This is a genomic window from Variovorax sp. 01N429 (assembly GCF_056399425.1).
Map to the genome: position 1 here is coordinate 82,482 of NZ_JBFTRG010000003.1, position 12,802 is coordinate 95,283.

Sequence of the window (12,802 nt, forward strand, 5' to 3'; positions counted from 1 at the left end):
GTTCCCGCTTACCTTCCCGCTTTGCAATCACCATGACCCACGTCGTCTCCGAATCCTGCATCCGCTGCAAATACACCGATTGCGTTGACGTTTGTCCGGTCGATTGCTTCCGCGAAGGTCCGAACATGCTGGTGATCGACCCCGACGAATGCATCGACTGCGCGGTTTGCATTCCCGAATGCCCGGTCAACGCGATCTACGCCGAGGAAGATCTGCCCGGTGACCAGATCGCCTTCATCAAGCTCAATGCCGAGCTGGCCATGGCCGACGGCTGGAAGAGCATCACCAAACGCAAGCCCGCGCTGCCTGACGCCGAAGAGTGGAAAGACAAGACCGGCAAGATTTCGGAGCTCGTGCGCTGAGCGCGCAAGCCCCCATCGAGACAGACGCGCTGATCATCGGCGCGGGTCCGGTCGGGCTGTTCCAGGCTTTTCAACTCGGCCTGCTCGAAATCTCCTTCCATATCGTCGACGCCCTGCCCCGGGCCGGCGGCCAATGTGTCGAGCTTTATGGCGACAAGCCGATCTACGACATCCCCGGCACGCCTGTGACCACTGGTAGAGGCTTGTCGGAGTCGCTGGTGCAGCAGATCGCGCCCTTCAAGCCCCACTTCCATTTCGGTGAGCAGGTTGCCACGTTGGCGCGCCAGGACGACGGACGCCTCCTCCTGACCACTTCGCGGAACACCGCGTTTCTTGCCAGGACAGTGTTCATAGCGGCCGGCGTCGGCGCATTCGTGCCAAAGCGGATTGCCGTCGAGGGCATCGAAGAACTGGAAGGCACCAAGCTTTTCTATCACCCTGACGCATTGGATCGCTTTGCCGGCCAGCGGGTGGTCGTCAATGGCGGCGACGATGCGGCCCTTGAGACCGCACTGGCGCTGGTACCCTTCGCGCGGCACGTCACCCTGCTTCATCGAAGAGACGTCTTCCAGGCTGAAGATGCCAACGTCGCAGCATTGCGGACACACGTCGCGGCGCGGTCGATCCAGCTCGCGATCGGCCAGCCGTCCGCCTTTGACGACGCCCATCTGCAGATCATCACGCCCGACGCGCAGACCGTGTCCGTGCCATTCGATGCGCTCATCGGGTGCCTCGGCATCTCGCCGCGCCTGGGTGCTATCGCCGAATGGGGTTTGGAACTGGTTCGCAAGCAAATACCAGTGGACACGGAAAAGTTCGAGACTCGCGAACGGGGCGTCTTCGCGGTCGGCGACATCAACACCTATCCAGGCAAGAAGAAGCTGATCGTCTGCGGCTTCCACGAAGCGACCCTGGCGGCTTGGGGCGCGACAGCCGTCGTCTTTCCGGGCAAGTCGATCCCGCTGCAGTACACGACCACCAGCACGCGACTGCATACGCTGCTCGGGGTCCAGCATTGACCTTGCCGCTAGGATGCGAGGCATGCAGGAGTTGAATGTCTCGCTTTTTCACTGGCTGGCGGCCGGCAACACGCCGCATCCGCAGATCCTGTGGATCGCATCTCTTTTGGCGGTCGGCACGGCTTGGCTTTGCGGGGCCTTGGTCATCGGGGCCGCTTGGCGTCACCCTTCGCAGCGCAAATATGTGATTGCGACGCTGGTCGCAGCAGCCGCCGCATCGGTGGTTGCCCACGCCATAGCCGCCGCCATCAATATGCCTCGGCCCTTCGTCGCGGGTCTGAGCCCAAGCTACATCGAGCACGGCGCACGCGGGTCAATGCCCAGTACACACGCAACGGTCATGTTCGCGGTCGCCTTGATCCTCTGCCTGCGACCGACTCTGCGCATGACCGGTCTTGCGGTCCTTTTGATCGGGATCGTCACCGGATGGGCACGCGTCTACGTGGGCGTTCATTTCCCTTTGGATGTGCTCGGCGGCTTCGTCTTGGCAGTGGCGATCACGGGAGTGTTCTGGGTGCTGGTGAAGCTGTCGCACCGGTTCATCGATCCGCCGCACAGTTCTACAATCAGATCCGCTTCGCCAGATTGAAGCAATGCTAGGGGTGCCGGTCCGCCGTTTGCGGTGTACCGGCTGAGAGAGTCCCTTTGAACCTGACTGAGGTAATCCTCGCGCAGGGAAGCTGGTCCGGCGGCCGTCACGTTTCTCGCGTGCCTGTCGTGCCGCCGTCGCCTCGCCCACCTGCCAAACAATTTGCATTGGAGCAAATGGATGGCACACACAAAGAACGAGCAGGCGTCGACAGGCGCCAATGAGGCGCTGACGCCGCTCCGCGAATCCGGACGCGTCTTCCGATGGCACGACCACATGGCGCTGTGGTTCAGTCTTGGCGTGGGCTTGCTGGTCATGCAGATCGGCGCCTACCTGGTGCCCGCGGTCGGCACGCGCGAGGCGGCCATCGCCATTGTGCTGGGTTCGTGCATCGGCGCAGGTCTGCTGGCGTGGACTGCGCGGGTCGGCTGCGAAAGCGGACTGGCGAGCGCCGGCTTGATGCATGCGACCTACGGCAGCGCATTTGCCCGACTGCCCGTCGTCCTGAACATCGTGCAGCTGATCGGCTGGACCACCTTCGAGATCGTGATCATGCGCGAGGGCACCCAGGCCATCGGCAGGCAGGCGTTTGGCTGGTCGCTGGACGGACAAGTGGGCGCGGTCGCAACGACACTCCTCTGGGGCGCCGTGCTCCTGGCCCTGCTTTCTGGATCGATGGTCAAGCTTGTTCGACGGTTCGTGAGCCGGTTCGGCCTGCCGCTGGTCGTGCTGTCGCTGATATGGCTGAGCTGGCAGTTCGCTGCACGGCTTCATGCGAAGGGGCTCGAATCATTCTGGACAAGGCCCGGCGACGGCAGCATGAGCATGTTCGGAGCACTCGACCTGGTTATTGCGATGCCGGTGTCCTGGCTCCCGCTGGTGGCCGATTACGCACGTCACGGCAAGCGGTCCATTGGTGGGCTGGGCGGCGCATTCGGCGGCACATGGTTCGGCTATGCCGTGGCCAACATCTGGTGCTACGCACTGGGGGTGATGGTGGTGAGTGTGGCCGACCCCGGCACGGACATGCTGGCCGCGCTGCTTCTGGCGCAAGGCGGGCTGGTCGCGCTCGGTCTGATCCTGGTCGACGAACTCGACAACGCCTATGGGGATGTCTATTCAGGCTCTGTTTCGGCTCATAGCCTGATGCCGCGCTGGAGCATTCGCCGCTGGGGATTGCTGGTCGCGGCGGTCTGCATTGCCTTCGCACTGGTGTTGCCAATGCACTCGCTCGAGCCGTTTCTCCTGATGCTCAGTTCGGTCTTCGTGCCGCTGTACGGAGTGATTCTCGGGCGGCTCGGCCTCGGTACGTTGGTCGAGTCGGTGCAAACGCGGCGGGTGGACTGGACTGCCGCCGCCATCTGGATCGGCGGCATCGTGGTCTATCACGCCTGCGCCGCATGGGCTCCGCGCTGGGGGTCCGCGCTGCCGACGCTCGTGATCACCTTCGTGTTTGCATGGATCACCCGCCCTGCGCCGGCAGGCGGACGGTCGGCACTGGCGCAAAGCCGTGGTTGAGAGGCCCATGCCCGCGACCGATCTTCACATCAGCGCCGGCCGCCATCGCGGCAACGACATAGCCGCGCGCGCGCTCGACAGCCTGCGGCAAGTCATAGCCAAGCGCCAGGTTCGACGCGATGGCGGACGACAGCGTGCATCCCGTGCCATGAAGATTGCGGCTGGCGATGCGCGTCGAAGCCAGGCGCAATCGATCGCCGTTCGCCTGTGCCAGGAGATCGACCACGTCGTCGCCCGGGAGATGACCGCCCTTGAGCAGGACGGCAGTCGTTCCGAGCGCCAGCAGCTCACTTGCCGCGTCGTCGAGCGCGTCGGCGCCGTCGATCGAATGACCGATCAGCAATGCCGCTTCATCGAGATTGGGCGTCACCACGACCGCGCGCGGAAAGAGTTCGCGTACCAAGACCTGCACTGTTTCCGCTGCGATCAGCCTGTCTCCGCTGGTAGCCACCATCACCGGGTCGAGCACGACGTTCGGCAGTTTGTAGTGATCGATCGCCCATGCGACGACTTCGACGATCTCGGGCGCATGCAGCATGCCGAGCTTGACGGCATCGACGCCGATGTCTTCGACGACCGCCTGAATCTGCGCCTTGAGGAAGGCCGGCGGCACGCCATGGATTCCCGTCACGCCCAAGGTGTTCTGGGCCGTCAGTGCAGTGATGGCCGTCATGCCGTAGCAACCCAGGGCCGAGAAAGTCTTGAGATCGGCCTGAATGCCCGCGCCGCCGCCGCTGTCGGAGCCGGCGATCGAAAGGACGCGCGCATAGCGGGAAAATGCATTGGTCATGTCGAAAATTATCGACCACGCGATCAACGACTGTGCCGGAGGGGTGCGTGAAGGCTGACAAGCGCATCGGGCTCAGTCTTCCTTTCGGGTCCGCAGCCATCATCGGCGCCGGTCTGATGGGGCGGCTGCTTGCCGTGACACTGGCGCAAGCTGGCTGCAAGGTCGACCTGTTCGATGCTGCAGGCCCCGACGCCGGCGGCGCCGCAGCGCGGGTGGCCGCCGCCATGCTGGCGCCGCTGGCCGAATCCGCGGTGGCGCCGCCTTCCGTGGTGCGCATGGGCCACTACGCACTCGAACGCTGGCCCGAGTTGATCGAATCCCTCGCCGGGCCGGTCTTCTTCCAGCGCGAAGGAACCTTGGTGCTGTGGCATCGGCAGGACAGCGCGGAGGCGTCTCGGCTGTCGCGCGTGCTCGCCGGGACGCGCGCGGCAGTGCCTGATCTCCCCGCCATGCAAACGCTCGACGCTGAAGGCATCGTTGCCGTCGAGCCCTCATTGGGGCGGCGATTCGCGCAAGGCCTGCTCTTGCCAGGCGAAGGCCAACTCGACAATCGCGAGTTGTTAGCCGCTTTGCTCGAGACGCTCCAAGCGCTGCCTGGGGTGCGCCTGCACTGGCACACTCCGCGCACGCTCGACGACTTCGCGCCCGGATCGCCGGGCCAACCCGAACGCGTGATCGACTGCAGGGGCCTGGGCGCGCGTCCTCAGTGGAACGCGATTCGCGGCGTGCGCGGCGAAGTCATCCGCGTGCACGCACCTGAGGTCACGCTGCGACGCCCGACGCGACTGGTGCATCCGCGATATCCGCTCTACATCGCGCCCAAGCCTGGGAGCGTGTTCGTCATCGGAGCGACCGAGATCGAGTCGGATGACATGTCGCCCGCCAGCGTGCGTTCCACGCTCGAACTGTTGAGCGCAGCGTATTCCGTGCATAGCGGCTTCGCGGAGGCCCGCATCATCGAAATCGCGACACAATGCCGTCCCACCCTTCCCGACAATCTGCCAGCCGTGCGCCACCCGCGCCCCGGTGTGATGCAGATCAACGGCCTGTACAGGCACGGGTTCATGATCGCACCCGCCATTCTCGATATGGCGATGGAGATGCTCGCGAACGGGCACTCGACCCTAGCTGGCCGTTTCGATCTGCCGGCCGGCCTGGAAGAGGCAATCTCATGAAGATTCTGATCAACGACCTTCCTCATACGCTCCCGCCCGAATCCAAGCTCGTCGACGCGCTGCGCCTCATCAACGCCACGCCGCCTTTCGCCGCGGCAGTGAATCGCCAGTTCGTCCCGCGATCGAGTTACTCGTCGCACACGCTGCACGCCGACGACCGCATTGAAGTGATCCGTCCGGTGACGGGCGGCTGAGAACACCATGAATTCCTCTTACCCCGCGAATGACCCGCTCGTGCTGTACGGGCAGCCTTTTCAGAGCCGCCTTCTGCTCGGCACTGCGCGTTACCCATCGCCGGATATCCTCGAAGCTGCGGTTTGCAGGGCGCGACCCGCGATGCTGACCGCCTCGCTGCGCCGCCAGACGGCGGCGTCGGGCACATCCGGCAGCGACAACGGTTTCTGGGACCTTCTGCGGCGACTTGATGTGCCGGTGCTGCCCAACACTGCTGGCTGCCACAGCGTGCAGGAAGTCATCGCCACGGCGCAGATGGCGCGCGAACTGTTCGACACGCCGTGGATCAAGCTCGAACTCATCGGCGACGACTACACGCTCCAACCCGACACGCTGAACCTGGTCGATGCCGCATCGCAATTGATCCGAGACGGGTTTCAGGTATTGCCATACTGCACCGAAGACCTCGTGCTATGCCAAAGGCTCGTCGATGTCGGATGTCAGGCCGTGATGCCTTGGGCAGCGCCAATTGGCACCGGCCGCGGGCCGGTCAATCCATATGCGCTCCAGATGCTGCGCGAGCGCTTGACGGTGCCGCTGCTCGTCGATGCCGGCCTCGGTCTGCCGTCTCACGCCTGCCAAGTCATGGAATGGGGTTACGACGGCGTGCTGCTCAACACTGCCGTTGCACTCGCCCAAGATCCGGTCGCCATGGCGGGTGCATTCGCGGACGCGGTGCACGCCGGTCGAGAGGCGCATCGTGCCGGCGCCATGGCCGCACAGCTCTCTGCTCAGCCGAGCACGCCGGTGCTTGGGACCCCCTTCTGGCATCAAGCCTGAATATCAACCCCGAATGCGGTGGACGCAATGAACATCATGAATTCGCCTGAAGACGCGAGCGCCATCGCACATGCCATCGTCAAGGCGCACGCAGGTCGCTTTGGGGAGAGCAGCAACACGGCCGATGCTTTCTCGTCGACAGGAAGCGTCTATCGCGGCGCCAAGCAAGCATGCGCCGCATTCGGCTTTATCGAAGTCGACGCCGAGTGCCTTGCAAATGCATGGGATGCGCAAACGCGACGCACCGGCACCTTCGATGCAAACGCGTGGCCCGACAACCCGGTCGACTTCGGCATGAGGGCATTCCCGCCCGCTTCTCGCGAAGACGCGTTCCCCCAGTGTCCGCAGAAGTTGGGCCTCTATGCCGTACTGCCAGATTCGCAATGGGTGGGGCGCATGGCCAAGTCTGGCGTGCCGACTGTTCAGTTGCGCTTCAAATCGAAAGACGCGAAAGCAATTGCCCAAGAGGTCCGCGCGGCGGTGGAAGCGGTGCGCGGCACGGAGAGTCTTCTGTTCATCAACGATCATTGGCGTGCAGCCATCGAGGCGAGAGCCTACGGCCTTCATCTCGGTCAGGAAGACCTCGACGCGCTGACACCACAGGATCTGAAGTCGATCCAATCGTCKGGCCTCCGCCTTGGCGTCAGCACGCACGGGTACGCGGAGATGGTGCGCGCTGATGCCGTGAGCCCGAGCTACATCGCGATGGGTGCGGTGTATCCCACTACCCTGAAGCAGATGGCCACGGCACCACAAGGCGTCGCACGACTGGATGCTTACGCTCGGCTGCTGCGAGGCTATCCGCAGGTCGGCATCGGAGGTATCGATGCGGCACGCATGGCCGATGTTCTGGCGACAAGTGTGGGGTCGGTGGCGGTGGTGCGCGCGATCATTTCCGATCCCGATCCCGAAGCCGCTGCGGGCCGACTGATGACCATGATGCGAACGTCGTCGAACTTGGGATGAAAAAAATGCAGGTTGTTGCGTCGAGTCTGAAAAGCCAAAAAACGACGCTATAATTTGAGGCTTGTTCCTCGATAGCTCAGTCGGTAGAGCGCCGGACTGTTAATCCGTAGGTCCCTGGTTCGAGCCCAGGTCGAGGAGCCACTACAAGCCGCAAGGCCTCTGGAAAGCCCGCTACATTTTTGTAGCGGGCTTTTTCTTTGTGATTTCGGTTTGTGCCATTGTTTGCGCCTTTCACTCGCTGCACTTGCGACTTCCGGACTGCGGCCGCGTCTTAGACCGGAGAAGTCAGGCGGGTGGCGCCCCTACTTCTCCACTTCCGATCTACTTCTTCTCAGCCACGAGCTTCCGCAAATCCTCTTCGGCGCGATCAAGATCGAGCCTCAATTGCAGGACCACATTCTTCTGCCGCATGACGCGCGCTTCGTGACTTTCCTGCGAGGCGATTTCATCGCAGCGGCTTCGCAAGGCGTCCAGGGATTCCTGGAGTTGGCGCCGACGCAGCATCTGCCCTCTCGAACGAGCGGCACGCATGTCTTTTTCAAGCGCGGCCTGCTGCGCATAGCAATCAGCCTCAATCTTCTTGGAGGGTTGCGACTGAGCGTTGACATGCGCCGAACACAGAAGGCCAATAGCAACTGCGCTAGTACAAAGGTGCAATTTCATGAGATGGATCGAGTCAAGGGTCGTGACATCTTGCACCAAGTCCATCCGCGGACAAAGCCGCAGATGGAACGAACACTCGATCAGGCGGGGAAGCCTGTCGCAGTTGACATGCCGCGCCGATATGGTTGCGGCGCCACGTATGATCCGAGAAAGCCAAGAACCCGATCGGACGTGACGCGCCCCATTCCGCGGAAAGAAGCAACGTCTCCTTGAGCAGCGACGCTTCGGAGACTGCCGAGCGTATCAATGCCGCAAGCACTCAACGAGTCCACCGACGTGCCCAGCCAAGGCCGCAATTCGGCAATGGGGGTTTCGCCTGCCGTAGGGACCGGGAGTTCCTTCGCCGTCATCAGACCATGGCGCCAAAGATCGATTGGAGAGGCTGAACTGGTGAAGGGACGATCGGTGGCCAGCAACAGGTCGTAGATCTCTCGCGCTTCGCGCTTGCCGAAGTTTTCGCATAGCGAAGCAAGTGTCAGCCGCCGCAATTGGCCGACCGTCTCGAAGCCATGGGCGAGCGCCCTGCTCAATGTGGATGACCTCAGCCCCAGCGAGGAAACGAACGCTGAGTCCACGAGCCCGCGCAGGGCGAGCGCGCGAGCGTCGGACGGCAAGGCGAGCACCGCCTTGCTTTGCTCATGCGCGCGCTCTTCGACATTGGGGTTCGGAAGAAAGTCGAGTCCCACGCGAGCCAGCATTTCACGCAATCTTCCGACAGTTCTTGCGCCGATCGCCTCTTCGTTCAGCAACTCTTGCTCGCTGATGGCCGACAGATCCTCGATGCAGAAGATGCTGAGTTCGCGCAACGCTTCTCTCGCGCTTGCACGCACGGCAAGTTCATCGATCGGCGTCTCGGGCTTGAGTTGGACGGGTGTATCGAGGCGCTGTGGACCTTTCGGGCGCCAGTTGAACGAAGGAAAGGTGAACGGTGATCCAGAAGGTATGACGTGTTCCCGCACAGCGACTCCGTGTTGTCGCTTTGCTTCAACGATCGCAGCGCGCAGGGCGCCGAGACTTGCCAGCAATTCTTCATCCGGCAGTTGTGCCAGGTCGTCAACGGTTCGAATGATTCGATAGGACATAGCAGAGACATATAGCGGCGACGGGCAAAGTATTGGGAGTCGAAGGATCGTTGTCCATGGCGGGCGCGGATATGCGCTATGCGCCAATTGGATTGGCGCGCTGGGCACGCGCCAGCCTTGACGGCTAAGAGGCCTGAGTAAGCGGCTGGAGGCTCTTCACGACCTGGTCGCGAAACCAGGTGTGGGCGGCATGCCGATGCGTGCGGTCATGCCAGGAAAGATAGATATCCAACGGAGGTACATGCACCGGCAATAGCACTTCCGCCAAACCCAGTTCATTGCTGAAACGCTTCAGCAAAGATGCAGGCAAAAGCGCGACCATGTCAGAATCAGCAAGCAGGTGCGGAGCAGTCAGGTAGTTGGGTGTGACGAACCGGCGATTGCGCCGGTACCCTTGTGCGCCGAGGACCTGGTCCACCGATTCGCCAAAGCAGTTCACTGTGTTTGGCATGATCACAAGGTGCTCGAGCGCCGCAAACTCCTTGGGCGACAGGGTTCGGCCCACTGCGGGATGATCCTTCCGAGCGCCGCAGACGATGTGATCTCTGAACAGCAAACGGTGCCGCAAGTCGCGAAGACTCATGGGCAAAATTCCAGCGGCGAAATCCACTTCGCCGGCCTCCAGCACCTTGTTGAAGTGGGAAGGATGCACGGGATGGCGCGTCAATACGCTGATTCGCGGGAAGGCGGCGCTCAATCGTTTCAGCAGACCTTCAATGAATACGCATTCGAGGTAATCGGTGACCACCATCCGGAACTCATATTGGGTAGTCCCGGGATCGAAGGCCACCGCGTCACCGAGCAGTTCGTCCATCTCTCGGAGGATGCGATCGGCAAAGTCGCGCAGCTGAATCGCCTTGGCGGTGGGTATGAGCCCGCTTCCGCCTCGTACAAGAATCGGGTCTGCGGTGACTGCACGCAGTTGGCTCATCGCACGGCTCATTGCGGGCTGGCTGATTGAAAGCGCGTCCGCCGCTCGCGATACGTGTGAATGATCGATCAGCGCGACCAGGCACTTCAGTAGATAAAAGTTCAGCTCGCCGCTGTCGTTTCTCTTTTGCTGCATGGGTGCTGTTTTCTGCCGGGCACCGGGAGTATCGCACCCGCTTCAGGGGTGCCATGCAGGCCTCGGTTGCTCCCCGAAGCCGCGCCGACCTCAGGCTTTGCCGCTGAGCTTGAGCATGTCGATGTCGGATAGTTTGCCGGGAATGGTCACGAGCCGAAGCGCCTCGGCTGCACCAATCGGAGATTCGCTTGCCAGAAAACGGATCTGATAGCTGCCGATCTTGATCTCGTCACCGCTGCTCAAGGCGCTCACATCACCCCGATCACCGTTGACGTAGGTTCCGTTGTGGCTTTGAAGATCGCGGATCGTCATCGCATTCCCGACGGTTTCGAAGACAGCATGAGACCTGCTCACCAACGGACTGTCCAGAACCAGATCGCAGCTGTCGGCGCGACCGATGACAAATGGCGTCCCCGTGATGTTGACCTGCTTGGCCGACCCGTTTTTCTGCAGCACGATAAGTCTTGGCATCGTTCAAATCCTGGAGGCGGGAGAGACTCCCGATCGAAACCCGATCGCGCAACAGCGACGCTCGACTACAACACCGGGTGACCGGTCGTGAACATACACGAGTCAGGGCCGTTGGCGGAGCTAGATGAATTTGACGAGGACTTGTCTTCCTTCTCCAGGAAGTCGCCGGCGACGCTTTCGCCCATGCCCACCGGATTCCTCGGCTTGCCGAACGGCGCGAGCCCCTGCAACACCCGTAGGGCTGACGCACCCTGGATCAGCGCTTCCGAATAATCGGGCAATCCTTGCGTCGACGAATCGATCGGCCGGTACCCAAGGCAGTCCTCGGTCTCCGCCTGTACCGGTTCCATCAGCACCCAATGAAATTCATTCGGTTCCAACTCGAGAACAGTGAGCGCAATGTCGCGGAGTGCCATAGGGAAATCTCTTATTCAGCCGTTTCAAGAATTGTTACAGCTGCCAGAAATATCCGCCAAGGTAATTTGGCACATTGCGCCTCGGCCGGGCCGCGAACCGGGTACTAAGTCTCGAACACGGTGTCGCAGCCCGTATCCGGGTCAGCTCAGGCGAACAGGCACGAAGATCTTGTCGCCATCGCGCTGGATGAGCAAGGCAACCGACTTGTCGGCCTTGGCCACGACGGCGCGGACCTGATCGATGTTTTTCGCAGGCGTGCCGTTGATGGCAAGCAGAACGTCGCCAGTCTGGACGCCGGCCAAGGCAGCCGGACCACCGACGTTGACGATCAGCAGGCCACCGTCGACCGAGGCCTCGCGCTGCTCTTCAGGTTGCAGCGGTCGCAGAGCCAAGCCGAGCTTGCCTTGATTCCCTGCGTCGTCGTTCTTCGCGACGGTTGCGGCCTTGTCCGAGGCGTCGCCGAGCTTGGCGGTGATCTCTTCGCGCGAGCCCTGGCGCCACACTTCAAGCGTGATCTTGGTGCCGGGCTTCTTCTGGCCGATCACTGCGGGCAGATCGCCCGAAGACACGATCGCATCGCCATCGACCTTGCGGATGACGTCGCCCGAGCGCAATCCGGCCTGATCGGCGGGGCCGCCCTTCTCGACGTTCGAGACCAACGCGCCTTCGGGCTTGTCGAGCTTGAAGGAATCGGCGAATGTCTGATTGACCTCTTGCACCGCGACGCCCAGACGGGCATGGCTCGCCTTGCCAGTGGCGACGATCTGATCCTTGATCTGGATCGCCACGTCGATCGGAATCGCGAACGAAACGCCTTGGTAGCCACCGCTGCGGCTGTAGATCTGCGAATTGATGCCGACCACTTCGCCGCGCGTATTGATCAGCGGACCACCGGAATTGCCGGGATTCACTGCCACGTCGGTCTGGATGAACGGAACGTAGCCGTCGTCAGGCAACGAGCGGCCCTTTGCGCTCACAACGCCAGCGGTCACGGTGTTCTCGAATCCGAACGGGGAACCGATTGCGAGCACCCATTCGCCGACCTTCAGATCCTTGGTCTTGCCCATGGCGAGAGTCGGCAGGTTCTTCGCATCGATCTTGAGAACGGCGACGTCCGTCTTCGGATCAGACCCCAGCACCTTCGCGTGGAACTCGCGGCGGTCGGTGAGCTTCACGGTGACGTCCTTGGCGTCCTTCACCACGTGGGCATTGGTCAGGATGATGCCGTCGGCGCTCACGATGAAGCCGGAGCCCTGGCCGCGAACCGGCACTTCACGCTGCTGCTGCTGACCGCGCGGGCCGATCTGGCCCTGGAAGCGGCGGAAGAATTCGAACATCGGATCATCCGGGTCCATTCCCTGCATGGCTTGGGGCCCTTCCGAAGCAGCCTTGGTACCGACGACGCTGATGTTGACGACAGCAGGGCCGGTCTCGGCGGTGATGCTGGAGAAGTCAGGCATGGAAACCTGCGGTGCGGCGGCGAGCGCTGTGGCCGTGGGCGTGGAACCCAGGGCGTTGGCGCTGGTGTAGGCACCTGTGGCGGCGGCGCCGATCAGACCGGCTGCGGCCAGCGAAAGGACAAGCGCCCGGGGAGAGTTCAAACGGTTCTTCATTTGTGATCCTTTCGAGGGTTTTGAAATCAACGAAAGGAATGTCGCGCCGCACGCTTA

General features: G+C 62.2%; 15 protein-coding genes, 1 tRNA gene and 1 riboswitch. Of the genes, 9 read left to right on the forward strand and 7 right to left on the reverse strand.

The window, feature by feature from the left end:
- Window positions 1-32 precede the first annotated feature (32 nt).
- From fdxA to AC1DSF_RS06485, 4 genes are all read left to right on the forward strand, one after another.
- Window positions 33-362, forward strand: a complete 330-nt coding sequence (gene fdxA / locus AC1DSF_RS06470) for a ferredoxin FdxA (RefSeq protein WP_478126406.1) — start codon at window positions 33-35, stop codon at window positions 360-362.
- Entirely contained in the window at window positions 320-1,381 is a 1,062-nt protein-coding gene (locus AC1DSF_RS06475) for an NAD(P)/FAD-dependent oxidoreductase (RefSeq protein ID WP_478126407.1), read from the forward strand. Before fdxA ends, AC1DSF_RS06475 begins: the two co-directional genes overlap by 43 nt.
- A gap of 22 nt (window positions 1,382-1,403) precedes the next feature.
- Window positions 1,404-1,970, forward strand: coding sequence for a phosphatase PAP2 family protein (locus tag AC1DSF_RS06480; RefSeq protein WP_478126408.1), 567 nt, complete (start codon window positions 1,404-1,406; stop codon window positions 1,968-1,970).
- Window positions 1,970-2,076, forward strand: a riboswitch (TPP riboswitch). Its footprint overlaps the gene before it by 1 nt.
- A gap of 74 nt (window positions 2,077-2,150) precedes the next feature.
- Window positions 2,151-3,488: a purine-cytosine permease family protein gene (locus tag AC1DSF_RS06485; protein WP_478126409.1), complete on the forward strand. Its 1,338-nt coding sequence runs from the start codon at window positions 2,151-2,153 to the stop codon at window positions 3,486-3,488.
- On the opposite strand, the gene thiD is transcribed toward AC1DSF_RS06485, so the two are convergent.
- Window positions 3,433-4,278, reverse strand: coding sequence for a bifunctional hydroxymethylpyrimidine kinase/phosphomethylpyrimidine kinase (thiD, locus tag AC1DSF_RS06490; RefSeq protein ID WP_478126410.1), 846 nt, complete (start codon window positions 4,276-4,278; stop codon window positions 3,433-3,435). The two genes, AC1DSF_RS06485 and thiD, sit on opposite strands and share 56 nt — an antisense overlap.
- A 47-nt stretch (window positions 4,279-4,325) precedes the next feature.
- On the opposite strand from thiD, the gene AC1DSF_RS06495 reads away from it, so the two are divergent.
- The 5 genes from AC1DSF_RS06495 to AC1DSF_RS06515 all read left to right on the forward strand — a co-directional run bounded on the left by AC1DSF_RS06495 (window position 4,326) and on the right by AC1DSF_RS06515 (window position 7,574).
- Entirely contained in the window at window positions 4,326-5,453 is a 1,128-nt protein-coding gene (locus AC1DSF_RS06495) for an FAD-dependent oxidoreductase (protein WP_478126411.1), read from the forward strand.
- Window positions 5,450-5,647, forward strand: a complete 198-nt coding sequence (gene thiS / locus AC1DSF_RS06500) for a sulfur carrier protein ThiS (protein WP_478126412.1) — start codon at window positions 5,450-5,452, stop codon at window positions 5,645-5,647. The genes AC1DSF_RS06495 and thiS overlap by 4 nt, the downstream gene beginning before the upstream one ends.
- Window positions 5,648-5,654: 7 nt before the next feature.
- Window positions 5,655-6,467, forward strand: a complete 813-nt coding sequence (locus tag AC1DSF_RS06505; RefSeq protein ID WP_478126413.1) for a thiazole synthase — start codon at window positions 5,655-5,657, stop codon at window positions 6,465-6,467.
- A gap of 36 nt (window positions 6,468-6,503) precedes the next feature.
- Window positions 6,504-7,433 (forward strand): thiamine phosphate synthase, encoded by a 930-nt coding sequence (locus AC1DSF_RS06510; RefSeq protein WP_478126414.1) that lies wholly within the window; start codon window positions 6,504-6,506, stop codon window positions 7,431-7,433.
- A 65-nt stretch (window positions 7,434-7,498) separates the two neighbouring features.
- Window positions 7,499-7,574: transfer RNA gene (locus AC1DSF_RS06515), tRNA-Asn, on the forward strand.
- Window positions 7,575-7,754: 180 nt separating this feature from the next.
- On the opposite strand, the gene AC1DSF_RS06520 is transcribed toward AC1DSF_RS06515, so the two are convergent.
- The 6 genes from AC1DSF_RS06520 to AC1DSF_RS06545 form a co-directional block, all read right to left on the reverse strand.
- Complete coding sequence (locus AC1DSF_RS06520; protein ID WP_478126415.1) at window positions 7,755-8,096, reverse strand: DUF1090 family protein; 342 nt, start codon at window positions 8,094-8,096, stop codon at window positions 7,755-7,757.
- Window positions 8,097-8,176: 80 nt separating this feature from the next.
- Window positions 8,177-9,178 carry a helix-hairpin-helix domain-containing protein gene (locus AC1DSF_RS06525; protein WP_478126416.1) on the reverse strand — a complete coding sequence of 334 codons (1,002 nt, stop codon included), beginning with the start codon at window positions 9,176-9,178 and terminating at the stop codon, window positions 8,177-8,179.
- Window positions 9,179-9,302: 124 nt separating this feature from the next.
- On the reverse strand, window positions 9,303-10,244 hold the full coding sequence (locus AC1DSF_RS06530) for a LysR family transcriptional regulator (RefSeq protein ID WP_478126417.1): 942 nt from the start codon (window positions 10,242-10,244) through the stop codon (window positions 9,303-9,305).
- A 90-nt stretch (window positions 10,245-10,334) separates the two neighbouring features.
- Window positions 10,335-10,715 carry an FHA domain-containing protein gene (locus tag AC1DSF_RS06535; RefSeq protein WP_478126418.1) on the reverse strand — a complete coding sequence of 127 codons (381 nt, stop codon included), beginning with the start codon at window positions 10,713-10,715 and terminating at the stop codon, window positions 10,335-10,337.
- A gap of 65 nt (window positions 10,716-10,780) precedes the next feature.
- A complete protein-coding gene (locus AC1DSF_RS06540) occupies window positions 10,781-11,131 on the reverse strand; it encodes a hypothetical protein (RefSeq protein WP_478126419.1) in 351 nt (116 codons plus the stop codon).
- 141 nt (window positions 11,132-11,272) lie between these two features.
- Window positions 11,273-12,745, reverse strand: a complete 1,473-nt coding sequence (locus tag AC1DSF_RS06545; RefSeq protein ID WP_478126420.1) for a DegQ family serine endoprotease — start codon at window positions 12,743-12,745, stop codon at window positions 11,273-11,275.
- Window positions 12,746-12,802 lie beyond the last annotated feature (57 nt).